Origin of the sequence: Micromonospora sp. WMMA1947, assembly GCF_027497355.1 — a bacterium.
Lineage (GTDB): Bacteria > Actinomycetota > Actinomycetes > Mycobacteriales > Micromonosporaceae > Micromonospora.
The window spans coordinates 343178-367767 of the sequence record NZ_CP114909.1 but is presented as its reverse complement, the minus strand read 5'-3'; the positions used below and the strand labels follow the sequence as shown (position 1 = coordinate 367767).

General features: G+C 73.2%; 25 protein-coding genes. 15 read left to right on the top strand and 10 right to left on the bottom strand.

Going from position 1 to position 24590, the window contains the following annotated elements:
- Positions 1-22: 22 nt before the first annotated feature.
- Entirely contained in the window at positions 23-1753 is a 1731-nt protein-coding gene (locus tag O7604_RS01750; RefSeq protein WP_281578674.1) for a hypothetical protein, read from the top strand.
- Positions 1754-1809: 56 nt separating this feature from the next.
- On the opposite strand, the gene lexA is transcribed toward O7604_RS01750, so the two are convergent.
- Entirely contained in the window at positions 1810-2592 is a 783-nt protein-coding gene (lexA, locus tag O7604_RS01745; RefSeq protein ID WP_013284750.1) for a transcriptional repressor LexA, read from the bottom strand.
- 489 nt (positions 2593-3081) lie between these two features.
- On the opposite strand from lexA, the gene nrdR reads away from it, so the two are divergent.
- The 6 genes from nrdR to O7604_RS01715 all read left to right on the top strand — a co-directional run bounded on the left by nrdR (position 3082) and on the right by O7604_RS01715 (position 9233).
- Positions 3082-3582: a transcriptional regulator NrdR gene (nrdR, locus tag O7604_RS01740; RefSeq protein WP_013284751.1), complete on the top strand. Its 501-nt coding sequence runs from the start codon at positions 3082-3084 to the stop codon at positions 3580-3582.
- Positions 3583-3616: 34 nt separating this feature from the next.
- Positions 3617-6514 carry a vitamin B12-dependent ribonucleotide reductase gene (locus O7604_RS01735; protein ID WP_281578673.1) on the top strand — a complete coding sequence of 966 codons (2898 nt, stop codon included), beginning with the start codon at positions 3617-3619 and terminating at the stop codon, positions 6512-6514.
- Positions 6515-6614: 100 nt separating this feature from the next.
- Positions 6615-7550 carry a DUF2332 domain-containing protein gene (locus O7604_RS01730; RefSeq protein ID WP_281578672.1) on the top strand — a complete coding sequence of 312 codons (936 nt, stop codon included), beginning with the start codon at positions 6615-6617 and terminating at the stop codon, positions 7548-7550.
- A gap of 123 nt (positions 7551-7673) precedes the next feature.
- On the top strand, positions 7674-8372 hold the full coding sequence (locus tag O7604_RS01725) for a class I SAM-dependent methyltransferase (protein ID WP_281578671.1): 699 nt from the start codon (positions 7674-7676) through the stop codon (positions 8370-8372).
- Positions 8365-8598: a DUF5522 domain-containing protein gene (locus O7604_RS01720; protein WP_281578670.1), complete on the top strand. Its 234-nt coding sequence runs from the start codon at positions 8365-8367 to the stop codon at positions 8596-8598. The genes O7604_RS01725 and O7604_RS01720 overlap by 8 nt, the downstream gene beginning before the upstream one ends.
- Positions 8599-8684: 86 nt before the next feature.
- The gene (locus O7604_RS01715) at positions 8685-9233 is read left to right on the top strand and encodes a hypothetical protein (RefSeq protein ID WP_281578669.1); all 549 of its coding nucleotides are present in this window, start codon (positions 8685-8687) and stop codon (positions 9231-9233) included.
- Between the two features lie 49 nt (positions 9234-9282).
- Here the strand turns inward: O7604_RS01715 and O7604_RS01710 are convergent, their stop codons facing one another.
- Positions 9283-9969, bottom strand: a complete 687-nt coding sequence (locus O7604_RS01710; RefSeq protein ID WP_269701234.1) for a metal-dependent transcriptional regulator — start codon at positions 9967-9969, stop codon at positions 9283-9285.
- Positions 9970-10066: 97 nt separating this feature from the next.
- On the opposite strand from O7604_RS01710, the gene O7604_RS01705 reads away from it, so the two are divergent.
- From O7604_RS01705 to O7604_RS01695, 3 genes are read left to right on the top strand one after another with little or no spacing between them, the layout of a single operon-like run.
- Positions 10067-10924, top strand: coding sequence for a sulfurtransferase (locus O7604_RS01705; protein WP_281578668.1), 858 nt, complete (start codon positions 10067-10069; stop codon positions 10922-10924).
- A gap of 47 nt (positions 10925-10971) precedes the next feature.
- Entirely contained in the window at positions 10972-12153 is a 1182-nt protein-coding gene (locus O7604_RS01700; protein WP_281578667.1) for an acetoin utilization protein AcuC, read from the top strand.
- A 26-nt stretch (positions 12154-12179) separates the two neighbouring features.
- Positions 12180-14735 (top strand): bifunctional GNAT family N-acetyltransferase/acetate--CoA ligase family protein, encoded by a 2556-nt coding sequence (locus O7604_RS01695; RefSeq protein ID WP_269701229.1) that lies wholly within the window; start codon positions 12180-12182, stop codon positions 14733-14735.
- Between the two features lie 103 nt (positions 14736-14838).
- Here the strand turns inward: O7604_RS01695 and O7604_RS01690 are convergent, their stop codons facing one another.
- The 4 genes from O7604_RS01690 to sigB all read right to left on the bottom strand — a co-directional run bounded on the left by O7604_RS01690 (position 14839) and on the right by sigB (position 17162).
- Positions 14839-15246: a VOC family protein gene (locus tag O7604_RS01690; protein ID WP_281578666.1), complete on the bottom strand. Its 408-nt coding sequence runs from the start codon at positions 15244-15246 to the stop codon at positions 14839-14841.
- Positions 15243-15734: an SRPBCC family protein gene (locus O7604_RS01685; protein WP_281578665.1), complete on the bottom strand. Its 492-nt coding sequence runs from the start codon at positions 15732-15734 to the stop codon at positions 15243-15245. Before O7604_RS01685 ends, O7604_RS01690 begins: the two co-directional genes overlap by 4 nt.
- Positions 15731-16072 (bottom strand): metalloregulator ArsR/SmtB family transcription factor, encoded by a 342-nt coding sequence (locus O7604_RS01680; protein ID WP_269701225.1) that lies wholly within the window; start codon positions 16070-16072, stop codon positions 15731-15733. Before O7604_RS01680 ends, O7604_RS01685 begins: the two co-directional genes overlap by 4 nt.
- Before the next feature lie 103 nt (positions 16073-16175).
- Positions 16176-17162: an RNA polymerase sigma factor SigB gene (gene sigB / locus O7604_RS01675; protein WP_184683375.1), complete on the bottom strand. Its 987-nt coding sequence runs from the start codon at positions 17160-17162 to the stop codon at positions 16176-16178.
- A 220-nt stretch (positions 17163-17382) separates the two neighbouring features.
- Here sigB and O7604_RS01670 point away from each other — a divergent pair, with 220 nt between their 5' ends.
- Positions 17383-18171 (top strand): sporulation protein, encoded by a 789-nt coding sequence (locus O7604_RS01670; RefSeq protein WP_281580024.1) that lies wholly within the window; start codon positions 17383-17385, stop codon positions 18169-18171.
- Between the two features lie 6 nt (positions 18172-18177).
- On the opposite strand, the gene dtd is transcribed toward O7604_RS01670, so the two are convergent.
- Positions 18178-18600, bottom strand: coding sequence for a D-aminoacyl-tRNA deacylase (gene dtd / locus O7604_RS01665; protein ID WP_281578664.1), 423 nt, complete (start codon positions 18598-18600; stop codon positions 18178-18180).
- On the bottom strand, positions 18600-20084 hold the full coding sequence (locus tag O7604_RS01660; protein ID WP_281578663.1) for a methyltransferase: 1485 nt from the start codon (positions 20082-20084) through the stop codon (positions 18600-18602). Before O7604_RS01660 ends, dtd begins: the two co-directional genes overlap by 1 nt.
- Before the next feature lie 180 nt (positions 20085-20264).
- Between O7604_RS01660 and O7604_RS01655 the strand changes: the two genes are divergently transcribed.
- The 3 genes from O7604_RS01655 to O7604_RS01645 all read left to right on the top strand — a co-directional run bounded on the left by O7604_RS01655 (position 20265) and on the right by O7604_RS01645 (position 23493).
- Positions 20265-21485, top strand: a complete 1221-nt coding sequence (locus O7604_RS01655; RefSeq protein ID WP_281578662.1) for a S8 family peptidase — start codon at positions 20265-20267, stop codon at positions 21483-21485.
- Positions 21486-21603: 118 nt separating this feature from the next.
- Positions 21604-22188 carry an HhH-GPD-type base excision DNA repair protein gene (locus O7604_RS01650; protein ID WP_013284776.1) on the top strand — a complete coding sequence of 195 codons (585 nt, stop codon included), beginning with the start codon at positions 21604-21606 and terminating at the stop codon, positions 22186-22188.
- A 72-nt stretch (positions 22189-22260) separates the two neighbouring features.
- A complete protein-coding gene (locus O7604_RS01645; RefSeq protein ID WP_281578661.1) occupies positions 22261-23493 on the top strand; it encodes a low temperature requirement protein A in 1233 nt (410 codons plus the stop codon).
- A gap of 4 nt (positions 23494-23497) precedes the next feature.
- Here the strand turns inward: O7604_RS01645 and O7604_RS01640 are convergent, their stop codons facing one another.
- Both O7604_RS01640 and O7604_RS01635 read right to left on the bottom strand, forming a co-directional pair.
- A complete protein-coding gene (locus O7604_RS01640) occupies positions 23498-23809 on the bottom strand; it encodes a hypothetical protein (protein WP_013284778.1) in 312 nt (103 codons plus the stop codon).
- A complete protein-coding gene (locus O7604_RS01635) occupies positions 23799-24110 on the bottom strand; it encodes a hypothetical protein (protein WP_269701221.1) in 312 nt (103 codons plus the stop codon). Before O7604_RS01635 ends, O7604_RS01640 begins: the two co-directional genes overlap by 11 nt.
- A gap of 105 nt (positions 24111-24215) precedes the next feature.
- Between O7604_RS01635 and O7604_RS01630 the strand changes: the two genes are divergently transcribed.
- A complete protein-coding gene (locus O7604_RS01630; protein ID WP_013284780.1) occupies positions 24216-24572 on the top strand; it encodes a DUF3099 domain-containing protein in 357 nt (118 codons plus the stop codon).
- Positions 24573-24590 lie beyond the last annotated feature (18 nt).

Genomic DNA, 24590 nt, shown 5'->3' with positions numbered 1-24590 from the left:
GCGCCGTGCGACACTGAGCGTCATGCGGCACGTTGTCTCCTCGGTCACGCTCGCGCTCGGCCTGGTCGGCGCGGTCGTGGCGCCGGCCGGGCCGGCCCCGGCGGCTCCCGCCGCGGCCCCCGTGCTGGCCGCAGCGCCCAAGAAGAAGTGCACGGTCGAGGACAGTCGCCTCCGCGAGTTGTCCGGCCTCGTCGCCACCAGCAGCGGGTACGTCGTGATCAACGACGGCTCGGACGACCCCAGCCGCAAGCGGGTCTTCTACCTGGACACCAAGTGCAAGGTCGACAAGGAGGTCCGTTACTCCGGTGACGGGCCGCTCGACACCGAGGACCTCGCGCTCAGCCCGGACCGCAAGACCCTCTGGATCGCCGACACCGGCGACAACATCGAGAAGAAGACCCGCCGGGAGCGGGTCGCGGTCTGGACGATGCCGGTGAGCGGTTCGAAGCAGCCGGTGCTGCACCGGCTCAGCTACCCGGGCAAGGAACCGCACGACGCGGAGGCCCTGCTCGTCGGCGACGACAACATGCCGCTGGTGATCACCAAGGAGCTCTCCGGCAAGTCGGAGATCTACACCCCGACGGTGAAGCTGAAGGCGAGCGGCGACACCGAGCCGATCCCGATGAAGAAGGTCGGCGAGGTCACGCTCCCGAAGACGAGCACCGAGAACAAGCTCGGCTCGCCCGGCCGGGCGTTGATCACCGGCGCGGCCCGCTCACCGGACGGCAGCAAGGTCGTGCTGCGCACGTACGCCGACGCGTTCGAGTTCGACGTGGCCGGCGGCGACATCGTCAAGGCGATCACCACCGGCAAGCCCCGAGTCACGCCGCTCGCCGACCCGTTCGGCGAGGCGATCTCCTACACCCCGGACGGCAAGACGTTCGTCACCGTCTCCGACGGCGGCACGCTCGACGAGTCGGACCCGATCGACATCCTCAGCTACACCCCGTCGACCACCGGCGCCGAGGCGCTGCCGAACGGCGGCAAGGCCGAGACCAAGGCGGCCGCCGAGAAGTCCTGGATCGACGGGCTCTCGCTCGACGAGATCACGTACCTGATCGCGGCCGTCGGGGTGCTCGGCGCGCTGCTGGTCGGCGCGGGCGTGTTCGGCATCCTGCGGGCGCGGCGCAAGCCGGCGCCCAGGGCGCCGGCCGACGAGCCCGAGCGCAGTGGCGAGTTCCCGGTGAACAACGGCTTCCCGTCGGCGGAACGGCCGGAGGTCCCGCCCCGCGGCGCGGTCTACGGCGGCGGTGGCCAGGGCGGCGTGTACGGCGGCGCCAACGGTGACCGGCCGCCGTCGGGCGGTGTCTACGGCGGTGGTGGCCGGCCGGGCGGCGGCGTGTACGGCGGCCGTCCCCAGAGCGGCGGCCCGCAGGGAGGTCGTCCCCAGGGTGGTGGCCGTCCTCCGGGCCCGGACCGTCCCCAGAGCGGCGGCGTCTACGGCGGCGGCGCCCCGGCCGGCGGCGGTCGCGGCGGTGGCGGCCAGGGCGGCGGCGTGTACGGCGGTGGCGGCCAGGCCGGTCCCGGCGGTGCGCCCCGGGGTGGCCGGGGCGGCGGCTACGGCGGCGGCCCGGGCGGGCCGGGGCACCGGGGCCAGCCGAACGGCGGCGCCCCGCGCGGGGAGGCCGGCCGGGCCGAGCCGCCTCGTCGCGGCCAGGACCCGCGTGGCGGCAGGCGCGACGACGGCTACGACGAGCGCGGCCAGTACGGGCCGGTGTCCGGTGGCCGGGAGTACCGCGGCGACCGCTACTGAGAGCACACGACGAAGGGGGTGACCGATCGCCGGTCACCCCCTTCGTCGTTGTCGCCTCAGATGCGGCGCAGCACCGCGACCACGCGGCCCATGATGGTGGCGTCGTCACCGGGGATCGGGTCGAAGGCCGGGTTCTGCGGCATCAGCCAGACGTGACCGTCGCGCCGCCGGTAGGTCTTCACCGTCGCCTCGCCGTCGAGCATGGCGGCCACGATGTCGCCGACCTCGGCGTTCGGCTGCTGCCGGACGACCACCCAGTCGCCGTCGCAGATCGCCGCGTCGAGCATCGAGTCGCCCTTGACCTGGAGCATGAAGACCTCGCCCTCGCCGACCAGCTCGCGGGGGAGGGGGAAGATGTCCTCCACCGCCTGCTCGGCCAGGATCGGCCCACCGGCGGCGATGCGGCCCAGCATCGGCACGTACGCCGGGGCGGGTCGCTGCGCGCGGGCCGCCTCGTCGTCGGCCTCGCCCGGCGCGCGGACGTCGACGGCGCGCGGCCGGTTCGGGTCGCGGCGCAGGAAGCCCTTCTTCTCCAGCTCCTTGAGCTGGTAGGCGACGCTGGACGGGGACACCAGCCCGACCGCCTCGCCGATCTCGCGCACGCTCGGCGGGTAGCCGTGGCGCTCGACCCAGTTGCGGATGAACTCCAGGATCCGTCGCTGCCGGGCGGTCAGGTCGACCGTCGCCGGGTCGGGGAAGCTGCTCACCACCGGGGTGACCGGACGCACGGCCGCGGGGGCGGTGCGGCTGCGGGCGGTGCGGGGGCGACGGGTCGCCGGAGGACCCGCCCCGTCGTTCGGCTGCGGGTTCTTCTGCCGGCTGGCCCGGTCCTCGGTCACGTCCGTCCCTCCCTGGTCGGCGCTGGGGTGCCTCGTCGGCTCGTGGTGCGTGTGGTCTGACCGTATAGGTGAGATCGGCCATTTTCAAACATCTGTACGACCTGCTGTCGGCGTGTCGCGCCGAATTCCTGGATTTCCGAACTGGTGTTCTGATAGAAGGGTACGCCGCTCGAACGGATGTTCTATCCCGGCCGCCCGTGACCGGCGCGGGAGGCCGTCCGTTGGGCTCCTCGGTGGCGTCGCGCCGGGCGTGATGCTGATGACGCGCCGGACACGCCGGCCAACTTGACCTCGCTTGGGGTTCGGCATACGGTCGACCCCTAGATGTAGTAGTCACACGGGCGTAAGTTGCCTACAGGTTGGGTTCCACTACCGAACGCACTCCCGCACCGCGCACTCGGCGACGGTCATCCGACGATGGCTCCGCCGTGTCGACGCGTGCCCGGGAGCCGGTAGGGGTGTCCGCGATCGACGGAGGAGGTCGGGCGAATGCGGTGTCCGTACTGCCGGCACGCCGACTCCCGGGTGGTCGACTCGCGGGAGGCCGACGACGGCCAGCTCATCCGGCGGCGACGGTCGTGCCCGGAGTGCGGCAAGCGGTTCACCACCGTCGAGGAGGCGGTGCTCGCGGTGGTCAAGCGCAGCGGGGTGACCGAGCCGTTCAGCCGTACGAAGATCATCGGTGGGGTGCGCAAGGCGTGCCAGGGGCGGCCGGTCGACGACGACTCGATCGCGCTGCTGGCACAGAAGGTCGAGGAGACCGTCCGCGCCAAGGGGGCGGCCGAGATCCCCAGCCACGAGGTGGGCCTGGCCATCCTCGGCCCGCTGCGTGACCTCGACGAGGTGGCCTACATGCGGTTCGCCAGCGTCTACCGCTCCTTCGACTCGCTCGCCGACTTCGAGCGCGAGATCGAGACGCTGCGGGCCGCCGCGCGCGCCCGGGAGGGCGCCGGTGCCGGTGCGGCGGACGCCGCCGGCGCGATCAGCTGACATTTTCGGGTTTCTGACAGGTACACGAGGCGCGGTGGGTGACCGTGCCGACGAGGGGGGCGAGGGCGTGACGACCAGCAGGTCACGGAACAAGGCCGGGGCAGGGCTGAAGATCGAGCGCGTGTGGACGACCGAGGGGGTGCATCCTTACGACGAGGTCGCCTGGGAGCGCCGCGACGTCGTCATGACGAACTGGCGGGACGGCTCGATCAACTTCGAGCAGCGCGGGGTGGAGTTCCCCGAGTCCTGGTCGGTGAACGCGGCGAACATCGTGACCACCAAGTACTTCCGGGGCGCGGTGGGGACCCCGGAGCGGGAGTGGTCGCTGCGGCAGCTGATCAACCGGGTGGTCGAGACCTACCGCACCGCCGGTGAGGAGTACGGCTACTTCGCCACCCCGGCCGACGCCGAGGTGTTCGCGCACGAGCTGACCTGGATGCTGCTGCACCAGGTGTTCAGCTTCAACTCGCCGGTGTGGTTCAACGTCGGTACGCCGTCGCCGCAGCAGGTCAGTGCCTGCTTCATCCTCTCCGTCGACGACTCGATGGACTCAATCCTCGACTGGTACAAGGAGGAGGGCCGGATCTTCCAGGGCGGCTCGGGCGCCGGGGTCAACCTGTCCCGCATCCGTTCCTCGAAGGAACTGCTCTCCTCCGGCGGCACCGCCTCCGGCCCGGTCAGCTTCATGCGCGGCGCGGACGCCTCCGCCGGCACCATCAAGTCCGGTGGCGCCACCCGGCGCGCGGCCAAGATGGTCATCCTCGACGTGGACCACCCGGACATCGAGGAGTTCGTGGCGACCAAGGCGCGCGAGGAGGACAAGATCCGTGCGCTGCGGGACGCCGGGTTCGACATGGACCTGGGCGGCGCCGACATCGTCAGCGTGCAGTACCAGAACGCCAACAACTCGGTCCGCGTCTCCGACGAGTTCATGTCCGCCGTGGAGAACGGCGGCGGCTTCGACCTGCGCGGCCGGCTCGACGGGCAGACCATCGAGACGATCGACGCCAAGAAGCTGTTCCACACCATCTCCCAGGCGGCGTGGGAGTGTGCCGACCCGGGCCTGCAGTACGACGACACCATCAACGACTGGCACACCTGCCCGGAGACCGGGCGGATCACCGCGTCGAACCCGTGCTCGGAGTACCTGCACCTGGACAACTCCTCGTGCAACCTGGCGTCGCTGAACCTGATGAAGTTCCTCCGCGCCGACGGCGGCTTCGAGGTGGAGAAGTTCGTCAAGTCGGTCGAGTTCGTCATCACCGCGATGGACATCTCGATCTGCTTCGCCGACTTCCCGACCGAGAAGATCGGTGAGACCACCCGCGCCTACCGGCAGCTCGGCATCGGGTACGCCAACCTGGGCGCGCTGCTGATGGCCTCCGGCCTGCCGTACGACTCGGAGCAGGGCCGGGAGGTGTCCGCCGCGATCACCTCGCTGATGACCGGCACCGCCTACCGCCGGTCCGCCGAGCTGGCCGGCATCGTCGGCCCGTACGACGGCTACGCCCGCAACGCCGAGCCGCACAAGCGGGTCATGCGCAAGCACGCCGCCGCCAACGACGCGATCAAGCCGACCGGCACCGTGGCGACCGCCGTGCAGCGCGAGGCGACCAAGCAGTGGACGCTGGGCAACAAGCTGGGTGACAAGCACGGCTGGCGCAACTCGCAGGCCAGCGTGCTCGCCCCGACCGGCACCATCGGCCTGATGATGGACTGCGACACCACCGGTGTCGAGCCGGACCTGGCCCTGGTGAAGTTCAAGAAGCTGGTCGGCGGCGGCTCGATGCAGATCGTCAACCAGACCGTGCCGCGCGCCCTGCGCAGCCTCGGCTACCCCGAGGAGCAGGTCGAGGCGATCGTCGAGCACATCGCCGACCACGGTCACGTGGTGGACGCCCCGGGCCTCAAGCCGGAGCACTACCCGGTCTTCGACTGCGCCATGGGCGAGCGCTCGATCGCGCCGATGGGTCACGTGCGGATGATGGCGGCGGTCCAGCCCTTCATCTCCGGCGCCATCTCCAAGACGGTGAACATGCCGGAGCAGGCCACCGTCGAGGACGTCGAGAAGATCTACTTCGAGGGCTGGAAGCTCGGCCTGAAGGCGCTGGCGATCTACCGGGACAACTGCAAGGTCGGCCAGCCGCTGTCGGCTGCCAAGCCGAGCAAGGGCGCCGTCGAGGCCCAGGCCCCGGCCGCCGCGCCGGAGAAGGTCGTGGAGAAGGTCGTCGAGTACCGCCCGGTGCGCAAGCGGCTGCCGAAGAAGCGCCCGTCGGAGACCATCTCGTTCTCGGTCGGCGGCGCGGAGGGCTACCTCACCGCCTCGTCCTACCCGGACGACGGCCTCGGCGAGGTCTTCCTCAAGATGTCGAAGCAGGGCTCCACCCTGGCCGGCGTGATGGACGCCTTCTCGGTGGCCATCTCCATCGGTCTCCAGTACGGCGTCCCGCTGGAGACGTACGTCAGCAAGTTCACCAACATGCGCTTCGAGCCGGCCGGCATGACCGACGACCCGGACGTGCGCATGGCCGCCTCGGTGATGGACTACATCTTCCGTCGGCTGGCGCTGGACTTCCTGCCGTACGACCGCCGCGCCGAGCTGGGCATCTTCACCGCCAAGGAGCGGGCCGCCCAGCTCGCGGCCGAGGCGGAGGCGGAGGCGAGCGGTGCGGACCTCACTGCGATGGCCGCCTCCGCCCCGGTCGAGGCGCCCGAGCCGAAGACCGGCCCGATCGCGCAGCCGGCGCAGGAGATGGCCGACGCCGCGGCCGTGAAGCCCGCGCCGTCGGTGGGTTCCAGCACCGAACTGCTGGAGGCCGTGATCGGCAAGGCCGCCGACGCGCCGCTCTGCTTCACCTGCGGCACCAAGATGCGGCCCGCCGGTAGCTGCTACGTCTGCGAGGGCTGCGGCTCCACCAGCGGCTGCAGCTGACGCACGACCGAAGACGCGAGCGCGGCAGGGACTTCCCTGCCGCGCTCGCGCGTGCTCACTGTCACACCCCATCGTGTACGCGAGCTGGAATGCTCGGGGGATGAGCACGACCGACATCTATCGGGTCTTCGCCGAGCGGGAGACGCGCGGCGTGTCCCCGGCGTACGAGCGGTTGTCGCGGGCGGTGGCCGGTGACCCGGAGCTGCTCGCCCTGCTCGACACGCTGCCGCCGGCTAAGCGTCAGCCGAACCTGCTGTTCGGGGTGGTGCGGCTGCGCGGCGGGCCGGTGGACGACCCGGCGGCGTTCCGCGCGTACGTGATCGCGCACTGGCCGGATGTCGCGGTGCAGATGCGGGTGCGGGCGACGCAGACGAACGAGGCCGGGCGCTGCGCGGTGCTGCTGCCGGTGCTCGCCGCGTTGCCGCAGCCGCTGGCGTTGCTGGAGGTCGGCGCGTCCGCGGGGCTGTGCCTCTACCCGGACCGGTACGCCTACCGCTACGGCGACCGGCATCTCGGCGGGGGTGAGCCGGTGCTCGACTGCGACCTGACCGGCGCCGAGCCGCCGCGGCGGCGCCCGGAGGTGGTGTGGCGGGCCGGGCTGGACGTGAACCCGCTCGACGTCACCGCCCCGGCCGACGTGGCCTGGCTGGACGCGCTGATCTGGCCGGAACACCGGCACCGCCGGGAGCGGCTGCGCGCCGCGGCGGCGATCGCGGCGGCCGACCCGCCCCTGCTGGTACGCGGTGACCTGGTCGACGACCTGCCGGCGCTGGCGGCGCAGGCCCCGGCTGGGGCGACGCTCGTGGTGTTCCACAGTTCGGTGCTCTACCAGGTGCCGCCACCACGGCGGGACGCGTTCACCGCGCTGGTACGGACGCTCCCCGGCCACTGGATCGCCAACGAGGACCCGTCGGTGCTGCCCCACGCGGCATTGCCCGAGCCGCCCACCGACGGCTTCCACAACGTCCTGGCCCTCGACGGCCACCCCGTGGCCTGGACGACAGGCCACGGCCAGTCCCTGACCTGGTTCCGCTGACCCACCCGTTCTGTCCTCGTCGATCATGAAGTTGACGGCGCGACACGCCGGGCGCGACGGCCGTCAACTTCATGATCAACCAGGTCGGGCGAGCCAGGCCGGCGGCGACTAGGGTCGGCGGGCGTGACCGAACCTGCCTGGCTGGTCGAGACGCGCGCCGCCTACGACACCGTCGCCGAGGACTACGCGCGGCTGCTGCCCGACGTGGTGGAACCACCGCTGGACCGGGCCCTGCTGGCCGCGTTCGCCGAGACGGTCGGGCCGGGCCGGCCCGTGCTGGAGGTGGGGTGCGGCACCGGCCGTGTCACCGACCACCTGCACCGGCTCGGCCTCGACATCAGCGGGGTCGACCTCTCGCCCGGCATGGTGGCGGTGGCCCGGCGCACGTACCCGGACCTGCGCTTCGAGGTCGGCTCGCTGACCGAGCTGACCGTGCCGGACGGGTCGCTGGCCGGGCTGGTCTCCTGGTACTCGGTCATCCACCTGCCGCCGGAACTGCTGCCGGAGGTGTTCGCCGGCTTCCACCGGGTGCTCGCCCCCGGTGGTCACCTGCTGCTCGCGGTGAAGGTCGGCGACCGGCTCGACCGGCGGGAGCAGGCATACGGCCACTCCGTCGCCTTCGACGTCTACTGGCTGTCGCCGCAGCGGCTGGCCGCGCAACTCGCGGCGGCCGGGTTCGCCGTGACGGCGACGACGGTCCGCGCGCCGGCCGACGGCGAGCGGCAGCCCCAGGCGTTCCTGCTCGCCCGGCGACCTGATCGCGTGACCGGGGCGGGCACGGCGTCCGGTGCGGTGCCCTCCGTAGACTCCAGCGGTGAGTGAGGAACTGGCGGACCGGGCGCTTACCGAACCGCACCCGTCGCGGCTGTCGCCGGATCACCCCGGGCGGGAACGCATCCTCGCCGCGCACGCCGCCGCCCTGGCCGCAGGGGAGGCCGGCTACCTGGACCCGGAGACCGGGCTGTTCGTGCTCAGCGCGGGGTTCCTGGCCCGGCGTGGCACGTGCTGCGGGCGAGGCTGCCGGCACTGTCCGTACGTGGCCGATTAGGGGCTTCCGTCCCCGCTGGGGCACCCCGTACGGTGTCCGACGGAACTCCGGCGGGTCGGACCCGCCGCCGACCGCGGAGGTCTCCCGTGCGCGCCCGAATCTGGCTGGCCGTTCCGGCCGTCCTGCTCGCCGCCGGCTGCGCCGAGGAGGCGCCGACCGACGCCGGACCGCCCGCTCCGCCCCCGCCGGTCCCGGTGGCGGCGGCGTCCTCGGGTGGGGCGTGCCGGCTGCTCGACTTCGCGGTGATCGCCGAGCACACCGGCGGCACGTTCGACGTGGCGGCGGCCACCGAGCGGGGCGACACCCACACCTGTGTGGTCCGCGCGGCGGGTGCGGTGCTCCCGGAGCTGACGCTGTCGGTGACGGAGACGTCGATCGACGCTGCCACGTTCGCCCTGGACGTGCAGCCCAGCGGCGCGGCGAAGATCAGCAAGCTGGGCAAGGCCGCCTACCGGCGCACGCTGCCCAAGACCGCGAAGTCCGGGCCGGCCGCCGAGGTCGGCTGGCTGGCCACCGAGGGGCGGCTCGCCACGCTGCGCTGGACCGCCCCGACCGGCACCGCGAAGGCGGAGGCGGACAAGACGGCCGGCAAGCTGGTCACGCTGGCCAAGGTGATCGACACCAGGCAGCTCTGACCGGAGGTCGCCATAGCAGCTCTGACGGGACGTCAGGGCCGCCGGAGAGTCAGCGGGCCGCGACGAACACCCGGGACGCCACCTCGCGAGGCAGCCGGACCCGGTCACCGGAGCGGTCGATCGAGACGGCGTCGCGTTCCTGCGCCACAGTCACCGTCGCACCCGGGTCGACGCCGGCGGCGTGCAACTGCCGGAGCACGTCCGAGTCGGTCTGCACGCTCTCGCAGATCCGCCGCACCACGACGGTGCCGGACAGGCCGGGGAAGGCCAGGTTGCGCTCACCCTCGACGGCGTCGGCAGGCACCAGGCCCGGGTCACCCAGCTCCTCCAGGCCCGGGATCGGGTTGCCGTACGGCGAGCGGGTCGGGCGGTTGAGCAGGTCGAAGACCCGCTTCTCTACCGCGTCGCTCATCACGTGCTCCCACCGGCAGGCCTCCTCGTGGGCCTCCTCGTAGGGCATCCCGATCACGTTGACCAGCAGCAGCTCGGCCAGCCGGTGCTTGCGCATCACGGACACGGCGGTGTTGCGGCCCTGCGGCGTGAGGGTCAGGTGCCGGTCGCCCTCGACGGTGAGCAGGCCGTCGCGCTCCATGCGGGCGACGGTCTGGCTGACGGTCGGGCCACTCTGCTTCAGCCGCTCGGCGATGCGGGCACGAAGCGGCGGCACCCCCTCCTCCTCGAGTTCGAGGATGGTGCGCAGGTACATCTCGGTGGTGTCAACAAGGTCGTGCTTCACGTCTGCGGCCTCCTGGGCTCCGATGGTACCCGTTACCACCGACCATCGACGCAGGCGAAGCCGGAGGTGATGCGCCGGATGGTGTTGACTGGACCGTATGTCCGCCACCGCAGACCTGCTGGTCGAGCCCGACCGGCTCGTCGCCGAACTCGATCACGCCGACCCGCCGACCCTGCTCGACGTCCGCTGGCGGCTGGCCGGCCCGCCCGGGCGCGACGACTACACCGCCGCCCACCTGCCCGGCGCCGTCTTCGTCGACCTGGACACCGAGCTGTGCGGGCCGCCCGGCGCCGCCGGGCGGCACCCGCTTCCGGACCCGGCGGCGTTGCAGGCCGCGCTGCGGGCCGCGGGCGTCCGCGCGGGTCATCCGGTGGTGGTGTACGACGGCGGCGACGGCATGTCCGCCGCCCGCGCCTGGTGGACGCTGCGCTGGGCCGGGCACCGGCAGGTGCGGGTGCTGCACGGCGGCTTCCCCGCCTGGACGGCCGCCGGGCTGCCGGTCGACACGAGCGTGCCCGCTCCGGCGCCCGGCGACGTGACTGTGGCACCCGGCGCGTTGCCGGTGCTCGACGCCGCGCAGGCCGCCCGGCTCGCCGCCGCCGAGCCCGGCGTGCTGCTGGACGTACGGGCCGCGCCGCGCTACCGGGGCGAGCACGAGCCGGTCGACCCGGTCGCCGGGCACGTGCCGGGCGCCGTCAACGTGCCCGCCCCGGAGTACGTCACGCAGGGCCGCTTCCCCGGCGCCGGGGAACTGCGGGAACGGTTCGCCGCCGCCGGGGTGGACGCGGACACGCCGGTCGGCGCGTACTGCGGCTCCGGGGTGACCGCCGCGCAGGCGGTGCTCGCGTTGCACCTGGCCGGTCGCCCGGACGCCGCGTTGTACGTCGGCTCGTGGAGCGAGTGGGTGGCCGACCCGGACCGTCCGGTCGCGACCGGTGGCACGTCCGGCCGGTGAGCGCACGTCAGGTGGGCGCACCCGGGCCCACGTGCGACCATGGCCGCATGGCCGACGACACGGTTGTGGTGTGGGACGAGGCGCTCCTCGCCTACGACATGGGCGACCATCCCCTCGACCCGGTCCGGGTCGAGTTGACCATGGCGCTCGCCCGCGAGCTGGGTGTGCTGGACCGGCCCGGCGTGCGGCTGGTCAAGCCCGAGCCGGCCGACGACGCGCTGCTCACCCGCGTCCACGATCCGGCCTACCTGGACGCGGTCCGGTCCGCTCCGCGTGACCCGCTGTTCGCCGGCTTCGGTCTCGGCACTTCGGACAATCCGGTCTTCGACGGGATGCACGAGGCGAGCGCGCTGATCGCCGGCGCCACCACTGCCGCGGCCGAGGCGGTGTGGCGCGGCGAGGCCCGGCGCGCGGTGAGCGTCGCAGGCGGCCTGCACCACGCGATGCCCGCCCGGGCCGCCGGGTTCTGCGTCTACAACGACCCGGCGGTGGCCATCGCCCGGCTGCTCGACCTCGGCGCGCAGCGAATCGCGTACGTGGACGTCGACGTGCACCACGGCGACGGCGTGCAGGAGATCTTCTACCGCGATCCGCGGGTGCTCACGATCAGCCTGCACGAGACGCCGCTCGCGTTGTTCCCCGGCACCGGGTTCCCGGACGAGACCGGCGGACCGGGCGCGGAGGGCACCGCCGTCAACGTGCCGCTGCCGCCCGGGGTCGGCGACGCCGGCTGGCAGCGGGCGTTCCACGCGGTCGTGCCGTCGGTGCTGCGCGCGTACCGGCCGCAGGTGCTCGTCACCCAGTGCGGCGCCGACGGGCACCGCAAGGACCCCCTCGCGGACCTGCACCTCTCCGTGGACGGGCAGGCGGCCACGTACCGCACGCTGCGGGCGCTCGCCGACGAGCTGTGCGACGGCCGCTGGGTCGCCACCGGCGGCGGCGGGTACGCGCTGGTCGAGGTGGTGCCCCGGGCCTGGACGCACCTGCTCGCGGTGGCCACCGGCGAGCCGGTCGACCCGGCCACGCCGACCCCGCCCGGCTGGCGGGACCTGGCCGCGCGGCGGCGCCCCGGGCACGAGGTGCCGTTGCGGATGACCGACGACGTGGACCCGTCGTACCTGCCGTGGCAGCCCAGCGGCGAGCCGAACGCGGTGGACCGGGCCGTCGCGGCCACCCGCAAGGCCGTCTTCCCGCTGCTCGGGCTCGACCCGCACGACCCGCGCGACTGAGCCGGCGGCAGGGGGAGGACCGACCGGTGACCACCGTCGAACAACCGGTGGACGTGCTGCTCAGCGACGGCACGACCGTCCAGCTGCGACCGATCCGACCGGAGGACGCACCCGAGATCGTGGCCATGCACGGCCGCTTCTCGGAGCGCACCCGATACCTGCGCTACTTCTCGCCGTACCCGCGTATCCCGGAACGCGACCTGAAGCGTTTCGTCAACGTCGACCACCGCGACCGGGAGGCGTTCGTGGTGCTCGCCGGCGAGCGGATCGTCGCCGTCGGCCGGTACGAGCGGCTCGGCCCCGCCTCGCCGGAGGCCGAGGTGGCGTTCGTGGTCGAGGACGCCTACCAGGGCCGGGGCATCGGCTCGGTGCTGCTGGAACATCTGGCCGACGCGGCCGGGCGCCACGGCATCGTGCACTTCGTCGCCGAGGTGCTCCCGGCCAACGGGACGATGCTGCGCGTCTTCGCCGACTTCGGCTACCAGGTCCAGCGCCAGTACGCCGACGGCGTGGTGCACCTGAGCTTCCCGATCGCGCCCACCGAGGCGACCCTCGAGGTGCAGCGCGGCCGGGAGCACCGCACCGAGGCCCGCTCGATCGCCCGGCTGCTCGCGCCACGCGGCATCGCCGTCTACGGCGCCAGCACCACCGGCCAGGGCGTCGGCGCGGCGCTGCTCGGGCACCTGCGCGACGGCGGCTTCGCCGGGGCGATCGTGCCGGTGCACCCGAGCGCGGCGACGGTGGCGGGGCTGCCCGCGTACCCGTCGGCCGCCGACGCGGGCCAGGACATCGACCTCGCCGTGGTGGCGGTCCCGCCGGACGCGGTGACCGACGTGGTCCGCGACGCGGCACGCGCGGGCGCGCACGGGCTGGTGGTGATCTCGGCCGGGTTCGCCGAGTCCGGCCCGGCCGGCGCGGCGGCGCAGCGCGCGCTGGTCCGCGCCGCGCACCTGGCCGGCATGCGCGTGGTCGGCCCGAACTGCCTCGGCGTCGCCAACACCGACCCGGCGGTACGTCTCAACGCCACGCTCGCCCCGGTGCTGCCCGCGGCGGGCCGGGTCGGCGTGTTCAGCCAGTCCGGCGCGTTCGGGGTGGCGCTGCTGGCCGAGGCGTCCCGGCGCGGGCTCGGCCTGTCCAGCTTCGTCTCGGCCGGCAACCGGGCCGACGTGTCCGGCAACGACCTGCTCCAGTACTGGCAGGACGACCCGGCCACCGACGTCATCACGCTCTACCTGGAGACGTTCGGCAACCCGCGCAAGTTCGCCCGGCTCGCGCGGCGCATCGGCCGCAGCAAGCCGGTGGTGGCGCTCGCCTCGCTGGCCCGGCCGCCGGGCGTGGGGGAGGCGCCCGCGCTGGACGCGGCGGCGGTGAGCGCGCTGTTCGCCCAGTCCGGGGTGATCCGGGTGGACACCGTCTCCGAGCTGCTCGACGTGGGCGTGCTGCTGGCCCACCAGCCGCTGCCGGCCGGGCGGCGGGTCGCGGTGGTGGGCAACTCCTCGGCGCTGACCGGGCTGGCCGCCACCGCCTGCGCCGCCCAGGGACTCGCCGTCGCCGACGGCTACCCGCGCGACGTCGGGCCGAGCGCCGGGGCCGCCGCGTACGCCGCCGCGCTCGGTGAGGCGGTGGCCGACGAGCGGGTGGACGCCGTGGTGGCGGTGTTCGCGCCGCCGCTGCCGGGCCAGCTCGCCGACCCGGTGGCCGACTTCGCGGCGGCGCTGCCCGACGCGCGGGTCACCGGCAAACCGGTGGTCGCGACGTTCCTGGCCGGGCTGGTGCCGGCCGGGGTGCCGGCGTACCCGAGTGTGGAGGAGGCGGTACGCGCGCTGGGCCGGGTCACCGCGTACGCGGACTGGCTGCGCCGGCCCGCCGGTGTGCTGCCGGAACTGGCCGACGTGGACCGGGCGGCCGGGCACGCCGCGCTGCGCCCGGACGGGGCCGACGCGGCGGCGTTGCTGCGCGCGTACGGGATCGACGTGGTGGACTCGGTGCCGGCCCGCTCGGCCGAGGAAGCGGCGGCGGTGGGGGAGCGCCTCGGCTGGCCGGTGGCGCTCAAGGCCGCCGCCCCCGGGCTGCGGCACCGCCTCGACCTCGGCGCGGTACGCCTCGACCTGGCCGACGCCGCCGCGCTGCGCCGCGCGTACGCCGAGATGGCCCCGATGTTCGGCGCGGAGGTCCTGGTGCAGCCGATGGTCGCGCCCGGCGTGGCGTGCGTGGTGGAGCTGGTGGAGGATCCGGCGTTCGGGCCGGTGGTCGGGTTCGGGCTGGGCGGCGTGGCGACCGAACTGCTCGGCGACCGGGCCTGGCGGGCGGTCCCGCTGACCGACCGGGACGCCGCCGAACTGGTCGACGAGCCCCGGGCGGCGCCACTGCTGCGCGGGCACCGAGGCGCCGCGCCGGTGGACCGGGCGGCCCTGGTCGACCTGCTGGTGCGGGTCGGCCGCCTGGCCGACGAGCAGCCCCGGGTGCGGTCGCTGACGCTGAATCCGGTGCTGGCCCGGCCGGACGGCATCTCGGTGCTGCACGCCACCGTGCGCACCGGCGCCGAGGCCGCCCGCCCCGACACCGGCCCCCGGCGGTTGTAAGGAAGGGCCCCTTCTTAACGCCTGCGGTAGAGAAAGGGCCCCTTCTTAACAGCACCCGCCCGCGACGGCCGCCCGCCCGCGCGACGGCCGCGCGCCGCAGCGCTCAACCGCGAGCGGAGATCTGCTGCACCGACCACTCGTTGCCGTCCGGGTCGCGGAAGAAGACGAAGCCGACGTTGTCCAGCGGATGCGGCACCGGACGCGGGTTCTGGCCCAGAACCTGGATCTCGCTCACCTCGACGCCCCGCTCGACCAGTTCGGCGTGCGCCCGTTCCAGGTCCGGTACGACCAGTTGCACGCCCTTGAGCGAGCCCGGCGGCATCTCCGGTACGACGCCCCGGCCGAGAACGATCGAGCAGCCGGAGCCGGGGGGTGTGAGTTGGACGATCCGCCCCGCGCCACCCAGATCGGTGTCGTGGTCGAGGACGAAGCCGAGCCGCTGCGTGTAGAACTCCTTGGCCCGGTCCACGTCGGAGACCGGTACGACCACCACTTCCAGCGTCCAGTTCATGTTGTCGCTCCTGTCGTCGAATCGGTGTGCAGCACTGCCGCGAGCCGGTCGAACGCCTCGCTCAGGCCGCGGGTCATCGGATAGCGCAGGACGGTGTCGCGGCCCTGCGCGGTGGCGTACCGCAGGTGGGTGACGACTGTCGTCCGGTCCGCCGGGCCGGTGAAGTCGTGGCGGACGAGCGTCTCGCCCGGATAGGACTGGTCGTCGAAGAGTTCGGTGCAGACCAGTCGCGAGGGCGGGTCGACCTCCCGGTACGTGCCGCCCTGACCCATCAGGTCGCCGTCCGGCCCTCGGGAGACGAACCGCCAGCGCCCGCCCACCCGCAGGTCCACCTCGCACTCGACGAGGTGCCAGCCCCGGGCGCCCCACCAGCGGACCAGCAGCTCGGGGCGGGTGAAGGCGGCGAACACGAGGTGGCGGGGAGCGGCGAAGTCGCGGCTGAGCCGGATCTCCCGGTCGCCGGGCAGGCTGACGGTCAGGCCGTTCACCGCTGCTCCTCGGCGGTCAGCTCGGCGAGCACCTCGTCCAGCCGCGCGTAGCTCTCGGCCCAGTAGTCCCGGTAGTCCGCCAGCCACGCGACGGCCTCCCGCAGCGGCCGCGCGTCGAGCCGGCAGGGGCGGCGCTGGGCGTCCCGGCCCCGGGTGACCAGGCCGGCGCGTTCGAGCACCTTGAGGTGCTTGGAGACGGCCGGCTGGCTCATCGCGAACGGCTCGGCCAGCTCGGTGACAGTCGCCTCCCCGGCGGCCAGCCGGGCGAGGATGGCCCGCCGGGTGGGGTCGGCGAGCGCGGCGAAGGTGGCGTCGAGCAGATCCGGGGGCACTTTCATAACCTCCTGGTTGTGTAACCATTCGGTTCTATACGGTGCGAGCGCCCGGGTCAAGCACGACAGGCCCCGGCGAACCGCCGGGGCCTGTCGGGGCAGGGGTGGATCAGCAGGCGTACGCCTCCAGGCGGTTCGCCCGCTCCGGGTCGCGCAGCTTCAGCAGCGTCACCTTCTCGATCTGCCGGATCCGCTCCCGGGACAGTCCGAACTCGCGGCCGACCTCGTCCAGCGTGCGCTGCCGGCCGTCGTCCAGGCCGAAGCGCAGCCGGATCACCGCCTGCTCCCGCTGGGACAGCGTGGCCAGCACGATCCGGACCTCGTTGCGCAGCTCGCCGTTGGTGGCGGCGTCGCCCGGCTCGGTACGCGGGTCGACGGCGGCGACGAAGTCGCCGAGCGCGCTCTCGCCGTCCTCGCCGACGGCCTGGTCCAGGCTGACCGGCTCCCGGTCGTAGGAGATCAGCTCGATCACCTGGAACTCGGGGATCTCCAGCGCCTTGGCCACCTCGCTCACGGTGGGTTCGCGGCCCAGCGACACCGACAGCTCGCGGCGTACCCGCACCATCCGGTTCACCTGCTCGACCATGTGCACCGGGATGCGGATGGTGCGGGCCTGGTCGGCCATGGCGCGGGTGATGGCCTGGCGGATCCACCAGGTGGCGTAGGTGGAGAACTTGTAGCCCTTGGTGTAGTCGAACTTCTCGACGGCGCGGATGAGGCCGAGGTTGCCTTCCTGGATGAGGTCGAGGAAGGCCATGCCGCGACCGGTGTAGCGCTTGGCGATGCTCACCACCAGCCGCAGGTTGGCCTCCAGCAGGTGGTCCTTGGCGGCGCGGCCCTCGGCCGCGATCAGCGCCAGGTCCGCGCGCAGCTCGGCGGAGACGGGGGTGCAGGTGGCCAGCTTCTCCTCGGCGAAGAGGCCGGCCTCGATCCGCTTGCTCAGCTCGACCTCCTGCGCCGCGGTGAGCAGCTTGGTGCGGCCGATGCCGTTCAGGTACGCCCGGACCAGGTCGGTGGAGACGCCGCGCTCGTCGGTGGCGTCGAGGTCCGTGAGGGTGACGTCCATGTCCTGGTGCTCGATCATCTGCTGGGTCATCTCTGTTCTCCCCGTGTCCGACGTGCCTACCGGTCCGTGCCGCCCAGGCGGTGCTGGCCGATGACAAACAGCTTGGCGGTCGGGGCGTGAGACGGGAGTGAGGCGATCGGGGAACCGACAGGAATCCGGTGTGGAATCCGGCCTTCGCTTGCCCGGCGCGGTTACCGTGCCAGCGACCGGCCGTCGGGGCCGGACCCGAAACTGACGATCGGAGAACGTGGTGGTCTTCAAGCGGCTCATGCAGGCGATGGGTGTGGGCGGACCGTCGGTGGAGACGGTGCTGGCCAACCCGAACTGTCGCCCGGGCGGCGTCCTGGAGGGCCGGATCCAGGTGGTCGGCGGCGACCACCCGGTGGACGTGAGCTACGTCGCACTCGGCCTGGTCACGCGGGTCGAGGTGGAGAGCTCCGACACCGAGTACGACGTCAACCAGGAGTTCGGCCGGGCCCAGATGACCGGCCCGTTCCGGCTGGAGCCGGGGCAGCGCCACGACGTGCCGTTCCGCTACCAGGTGCCCTGGGAGACCCCGCTCACCGACCTGTACGGCCAGCACCTGCACGGCATGACGATGGGTCTGCGTACCGAGCTGGAGGTGGCCCGGGCGGTGGACAAGGGCGACATGGACGCCGTGTCGGTGCACCCGCTGCCCGCCCACGAGCGGCTGCTGGAGGCCCTGCTACGGCTGGGCTTCCGCTTCGCCCGCGCCGACGTCGAGCGTGGACACATCTACGGCCTGCACCAGCAGCTGCCCTTCTACCAGGAGATCGAGTTCTACCCGGCGCCGCAGTACGCGGGCGCGATGAACCAGCTGGAGGTCACCTTCGTGACCGATCCGCGCCAGGTGCACGTGGTGCTGGAGCTGGACAAGCGAGGTGGCCTGTTCACCGAGGGCCGGGACGCCTTCGGCCGGTTCACGGTGGACCACGCCACGGCGGAGCAGACCGACTGGGCCGCCCAGCTCGACGGCTGGCTGCGCCAGTCGCTGTCCCGCCGCGGGCTGTTCTTCTGATCCTCCTCAGAGGTCGAGCACGAGGGTACGGGGACCGACGTTGACGCTCTCCACGAGCATGTGGGCGCGGAACCGGCCGGTCTCCACCTTCGCGCCCCGGGCGCGCAACTGCTCGACCACGGCGTCCACCAGGGGTTCGGCCACCTCGGCGGGCGCGGCGGCGGTCCAGCTCGGCCGCCGGCCCTTGCGCGCGTCGCCGTAGAGCGTGAACTGGCTGACCACCAGCAGCGGCGCCCAGACGTCGGCGGCGCTGCGCTCGTCGTCGAGGATGCGCAGCTCGTGCAGCTTGCGGGCCATCGTGGCGGCCACCTGCGGGGTGTCGGTGTGGGTGACGCCGAGCAGCACCAGCAGTCCGTCGGTGATCTCTCCGGTCACCTCGTCGTCGACCGTCACACGGGCCCGGCCGACGGTCTGCACCACCGCCCGCATCAGTCGGTCACCGGCTCGACGATGCCGCGCTCGACCAGGTGCGCCACGATCGGCCCGGCCGCCTCGGCCAACTCGTCCGGCGCCACGTCGTGCGCGGCGGCGAGCAGGGCGAGCTGGTCGCGCAGCGGCAGCCGGCCGTCGGCGCCGCCGACCAGGGCGAGCACCAGCGGGTCGATCTCCTCGGACCAGCGCAGCCCGCGTGGCATGGCCAGGACCTGTCGGTCGACGGCCCAGCCGTCCTCGCCCATGGTGGCCTCCTGCCGCAGCTGGAGCCCGTCGGCGGCGCGGTAGCGGGCGGCCAGCAGGCCCTCGGTGTCCCGGGCGCGCAGCCAGTCCTGCCGGGCGAACCACTCGCCGATCCGGTCGCCCAGCGGTGGCTCGACCCGCTGGCGCAGGTCCTCCACCCGCACGACCGGCTGGTCGTGGCCGGAGCGGCGCAGCGAGACGATGCCGAAGCCGATCGCCTCCACCTTGTGCGCGTCGAACCAGTCCAGCCAGGCCGCCATCCGCTGCGGGTCGGCGCTCTCGCCCACGTCGGTGAGCCAGAGGTTCACGTACGCCATCGGGTCGGCCACCTCGCGCTGGATCACCCAGGCGTCCAGGCCGGTGCCGGCGAACCAGCCGGTGACCCGCTCGGCCCAGTCCTCGCCGGTGACGTGCACCCAGTTCGCCAGGTACTGCATGGTGCCGCCCTCGGTGAGCAGGTCCGGCGCGGCGGCGGCCAGCTCCGCGCAGATCGCGTCGCCGACCCGCCCGGAGTCCCGGTAGACGTGCGTGGTGGTGCCCGGGCCGACCACGAACGGGGGGTTGCTGACCACCAGGTCGAAGCGGCGCCCGGCCACCGGGGCGACCATGTCCCCGCGCAGCAGCTCCCAGTCCTGCCCGTTGAGCGCGGCGGTGGTGGCGGCGAACCGCAGCGCCCGCTCGGAGACGTCAGTGGCGGTGACCCGGCGGGCGTGCGTACCCAGGTGCAGTGCCTGGACGCCGGAGCCGGTGCCCAGGTCGAGCGCGGTGTCCACGGTCGGCCGCACGGCGGCCGAGATCAGCGTCTGGGTGGCGCCGCCGATGCCGAGCACGTGCTCGGCGTGCAGCGGGCGGCCGGGCCGCGCGGCGGCCGGCACGTCGGCGAGCACCCACCACTCGTCCCCGTACGGCTCCAGGTCGACCCCGGCGCGCAGGCCGTCGCCGTACCGCTCCACGATGCCCCCGGCCAGCGCCTCGTCCAGTGCGAGCGGGGCCAGCGCGGCGGCCACCGCCGCCTCCGGCTCGGTCTGGTCGCAGATGAACACCCGGATCAGCGTGGCCAGCCGGTCCCGGTCCTCGGTGGCGCGCAGCGCGGCCCGGTGGTCGTTGCGGGCCACGGCGCCGGTGGCCTGCGGGCCCAGGCGCTCGGCGATGCCGTTGGCGGTGAAGCGGGCGAGCGTCAGCGCGGTGCGCAGCGCGTCGACCCCGGCGGGGGAGAGCAGCATGTCGTGACTGTCCACGTGCCCATCCTGCCCCGGGCGCCCTCCGGGGTGACGCGCACCCGCCGATCCATAACGTCGACCGCATCTATCGGCAACTATCTCTTTCATGTACGTCGATCCCTGGTTAGCATTCCTGCCAACATCCGTCGATGGGGTGATCCGGACACAAACCGGGCCGCCCCGGTAGGGAGCCAGACGATGCCCGACGTGTCCCTTCCCCGGCGGCGCGCGCTGCGTGCGCTCGCCGTCACGGCCGCCGCCGCGGCCTTCGCCGCCGCCGCCTCCACGCCCGCTCTCGCCGCACCCACCGGGGAGATTCGGTACGCCGGTGCCGCCGACGCCGTCAGCGGCAGCTACGTGGTCGTGCTCAAGGGCGACGCGGTCGGCACCGCGAACACCCTCGCCGCCCGTACCGCCGTGCCGGACCGGGCCGCCGGCCTGGCCAAGCGCTACGGCGGCAACGTCGGCACGGTGTGGAGCGCCGCTCTCACCGGCTACAGCGCGAAGATGACGCCCGCCCAGGCGCGCCGGCTCGCCGCGGACCCGGCCGTCGCGTACGTCGAGCAGGACCGCGTCATGACCACCCAGGGCACCCAGACCGGCGCCACCTGGGGTCTGGACCGGATCGACCAGCGCAACCTGCCGCTGAACAGCACCTTCACCTACCCGAACACCGCCAGCAACGTGCGCGCCTACATCATCGACACGGGCATCCGCACCACGCACAGCGACTTCGGCGGCCGGGCCACCTGGGGCACCAACACGGTCGACAGCAACAACACCGACTGCAACGGCCACGGCACGCACGTCGCCGGCACCGTCGGCGGCACCAAGTACGGCGTGGCCAAGGGCGTGCGCCTGGTGGCCGTCAAGGTGCTCAACTGCTCCGGCAGCGGCACCACCGCCGGCGTGATCAGCGGCGTCAACTGGGTCACCTCGAACGCGGTGAAGCCGGCCGTGGCGAACATGAGTCTCGGCGGCGGCGCCAGCAGCACGCTGGACAACGCGGTGGCCAACTCGATCAACTCCGGCATCACGTACGCGCTGGCGGCGGGCAACTCCAGCGCCAACGCGTGCAACTCCTCGCCGGCCCGGGTCGGCGCGGCGATCACGGTGGGCGCCACCACCAGCACCGACGCCCGTGCCTCCTACTCCAACTACGGCTCCTGCGTGGACATCTTCGCTCCGGGCTCGTCGATCACCTCGGCGTGGCGCACCAGCGACACCTCGACCAACACGATCAGCGGCACGTCGATGGCGTCCCCGCACGTGGCCGGCGCGGCGGCGCTCGTGCTGTCCGCGAACACCTCCTACACCCCGGCCCAGGTGGCCAGCTACCTGACCAGCAACGCCACCACCGGCAAGGTGACCAGCCCGGGCTCGGGCTCGCCGAACCGGCTGCTCTTCGTCGTCAACTGACGACACGGGTGACCTGACCACTCCGTGGGCCGCGGCCCGGTGGACCTCCCAGGGGTCCGCCGGGCCGCGTCACGTCGTCGGGGAGTCGGCGCCCGTACCGGGCGGGTGGGGCGGCACTATGGTCCCCATGACGCTGTCACTGCCCATCGACCCGCAGGCGAACGAACTGCTGGCGCGCAGCCCGCTGGCCCTGCTCCTCGGGATGGTGCTGGACCAGCAGGTACCGATGGAGAAGGCGTTCTCCTCCCCGTACGTGCTGGCGCAGCGCCTCGGCCACGAGCCGGACGCCGCGGAACTGGCCGGGTACGACCCGGACGCGCTGGTGGAGATTTTCGCACGGCCGCCCGCGCTGCACCGGTTCCCCAAGGCGATGGCGGCCCGCGTGCAGGAGGTGTGCCGGGCGCTCGTCGAGCGCTACGACGGCGACCCGGCCCGGCTCTGGTCCGACGTGACCGACGGCCGGGAACTGCTGCGCCGGGTGGGTGAGCTGCCCGGGTTCGGCCGCCAGAAGGCGCAGATCTTCGTCGCGCTGCTCGGCAAGCGGTTCGGGATCACCCCGGACGGCTGGCGCGAGGCGGCGGGCGACTACGGCGACGCGGACGCCCACCGGTCGGTGGCGGACGTGACCGATCCGGAGTCGCTGCGCCGTGTCCGCGAGTTCAAGCAGCGGATGAAGGCGGAGGCGAAGGCCGCGAAGGGCTGATCCGCCGAGCGCCGCCGCAACCGGCGCGCCGCCCCTGTCGTTTGTTGCCAGGACGGGGACGGGGGACTGGCGATGACCGAGCAGCGGGGCGGGGCGCTGCTGCGTACCGCGTCCAGTCCCGGCCGGGCCACCTTCCTGGAGCTCTTCTTCGACCTGGTCTTCGTGTTCGCGCTGACCCGGGTCTCGCAGCGCCTGATCAACGGCATCGACGGCTCGCCCGGCGCGGTGGCCGCCGGCGTGGGCAAGACCCTGCTGCTGTTCATGGTGCTGTGGCAGGTCTGGACGATCACCACCTGGGTCACCAGCCGGTACGAGCCGGAGCGCGTCGTCATCCAGGCCGTGGTGGTCGGCACCATGTTCGGCAGCCTGGTGCTGGGCGTGACGCTGCCCCGCGCGCTGGAGGAGCGGGCGCTGCCGTTCGCGCTCGCGTACGTGGTGGTGATGGTCGGCCGGCCGCTGCTGATCGCGATGGCGCTGCGCCGGCACCCCCGGCGCCTGGTCCCGCTGCGGCTGGCCGCCTGGGCGGGGGCTAGCGCCCCGCTGTGGATCGCCGGCGCGCTGATGCCCGGTCCACGCCTGGCGCTGTGGGTGGTCGCGCTGGCGGTGGACCACCTCGGCACGCTCCTGGGCTGGCCGCTGCCGAGGATCGGGGCGTCGCGCATCCGGCAGTGGCGCGTGACCGGGGAACACCTCGCCGAGCGCTACCAGCAGATCTTCCTCATCGCGCTCGGCGAGTCGATCCTGGTGATCGGCGTGACGTACAGCGGAAAGGGGTTCTCCGGCGAGGCCGCCGTCTCGTTCGCGATCTCGTTCGCGATCACCGCGTTGCTCTGGCGCATCTATTTCCACCGAGCCGGTCACCTGCTGGCGGAGGCGCTGCGGATGGCCGGCACGCCGGGGCGGCTGGCCGAGTCGGCGGCGCAGACCCACCTGTTCATGGTGCTCGGCGTGCTCAGTGCCGCGGTCGGCTACGAACTGGTCATCACCCACCCGTACGACACGGCCCAGCCGAACTGGCTGGTCTTCGTGGTGGGCGGCCCGGCGCTGTTCCTGGCTGCCCGGTCCCGGTTCGAGTACGAGATCTTCGGCCGGGTGTCCCGCCCCCGGCTGGCCGGGCTGCTGGTGCTGGTGCTGCTCCTGCCCGCGCTGGCGGCCGTGCCGGCGATGTTCGTGCTCGGCGCGGTCGCAGTCGTGCTGGCGCTCGTCGCGTTGGCCGACGCCCGCCGCGCCTGGCACCGGCCGCCGGAGTCCTCCGCCTCGCCGATCGGCCGCGAGATGGCCGGTGAGTTCGGCCCCGAGGCGTGAGCCGTCAGGCGGCGGTCGGGCGGGACAGTGACGCCAGCGCGCGGCGTACGTCGGCCAGCGACACGGTGGCCGAGTCGTCCAGGTCGGCCAGGCCGGCCTCGATCCACTGCCGCATCAGCGTGGTCACCCCGATGCCGCGCGCGTCGGCGGCGGCGCGGACCCGCTCGTACGTCTCCAGCGGGAGCCGGACCGACCGGCTGACCATCGGCACGTCGGTGTCGGGGGTGGGCAGCTGCGCCGGTGACGTGTCGTCGATCAGGTCGGCGAACGCGTCGCCTCCGGCGTGGAACCGCTTGGTCGCCTCGTCACGGTGCATCGTGACCGCCTCCTCGTCGGCGTGAGGTCCGCACCGCCTCGTCGTAGCGCTTGGCCTCGACGTCGCTCAGTTCGCGGGCGGAGAGGATGTCCCAGTCGTTGTCGGTGCCCTCGGCCTCGGCCAGCAGCACGGCGAGTCGCCGGCCGCGGTGCTCGGTGGCGTAGACCACCATCACGTCGTCGCCGAGATGCCGGATGACCCGGTGCCTGCTGTGCAGGGCCTCCCAGACTTCCCCGGGTGTGACGTCGTAGACCCGCAGGTTCGCCAGCGCCTCGTCGGTGAAGCTGAACCGGTTGGCCACGGGCGAAGCGTACCACGCGCGTAACACGCACCCGCCTGTCACGATTTTCGCCGATCATCCGTCCGGAGTGACAGGATGGCCCTATCCCCTCGTAGGAGGTCCGTGGTGAAGCGTCAGGCGTACCAGCCGATACTGATCACCGACGCCCCGCGCAGCCAGGACGACCAGCTCAACAGCCGGCAGAAGCGGTACGTGCTGATGATGGCCATCCGGGTCGCGTGTCTGGTGGCCGGCGCGATCCTGGTCGGCGCGAAGGCCCCGCTGCTCTGGCTCTGGCTGCCGCTCTGCGCGCTCGGCATGGTGCTCGTGCCCTGGCTCGCCGTGTTGCTGGCGAACGACCGGCCGCCCAAGGAGGAGCACCGGCTGGCGAACCGGTTCCAGAACCGGCGCCGCGAGGAGCCCGCGCCCACCGCCCTCACCGCCGAGGAGAACCCCCACAAGATCATCGACGCCGAGCCCTGACCGGCCCGGGCGGAGCAC

Bases quoted from the DNA above. Each gene is read 5' to 3' on its own strand.
- O7604_RS01750 (WP_281578674.1), top strand. From the start codon at position 23: ATGCGGCACGTTGTCTCCTCGGTCACGCTCGCGCTCGGCCTGGTCGGC.
- nrdR (WP_013284751.1), top strand. From the start codon at position 3,082: ATGCGGTGTCCGTACTGCCGGCACGCCGACTCCCGGGTGGTCGACTCG.
- O7604_RS01730 (WP_281578672.1), top strand. From the start codon at position 6,615: ATGAGCACGACCGACATCTATCGGGTCTTCGCCGAGCGGGAGACGCGC.
- O7604_RS01705 (WP_281578668.1), top strand. From the start codon at position 10,067: ATGTCCGCCACCGCAGACCTGCTGGTCGAGCCCGACCGGCTCGTCGCC.
- O7604_RS01700 (WP_281578667.1), top strand. From the start codon at position 10,972: ATGGCCGACGACACGGTTGTGGTGTGGGACGAGGCGCTCCTCGCCTAC.
- O7604_RS01690 (WP_281578666.1), bottom strand. From the start codon at position 15,246: ATGAACTGGACGCTGGAAGTGGTGGTCGTACCGGTCTCCGACGTGGAC.
- O7604_RS01680 (WP_269701225.1), bottom strand. From the start codon at position 16,072: ATGAAAGTGCCCCCGGATCTGCTCGACGCCACCTTCGCCGCGCTCGCC.
- sigB (WP_184683375.1), bottom strand. From the start codon at position 17,162: ATGACCCAGCAGATGATCGAGCACCAGGACATGGACGTCACCCTCACG.
- dtd (WP_281578664.1), bottom strand. From the start codon at position 18,600: ATGCGGGCGGTGGTGCAGACCGTCGGCCGGGCCCGTGTGACGGTCGAC.
- O7604_RS01655 (WP_281578662.1), top strand. From the start codon at position 20,265: ATGCCCGACGTGTCCCTTCCCCGGCGGCGCGCGCTGCGTGCGCTCGCC.
- O7604_RS01650 (WP_013284776.1), top strand. From the start codon at position 21,604: ATGGTCCCCATGACGCTGTCACTGCCCATCGACCCGCAGGCGAACGAA.
- O7604_RS01645 (WP_281578661.1), top strand. From the start codon at position 22,261: ATGACCGAGCAGCGGGGCGGGGCGCTGCTGCGTACCGCGTCCAGTCCC.
- O7604_RS01640 (WP_013284778.1), bottom strand. From the start codon at position 23,809: ATGCACCGTGACGAGGCGACCAAGCGGTTCCACGCCGGAGGCGACGCG.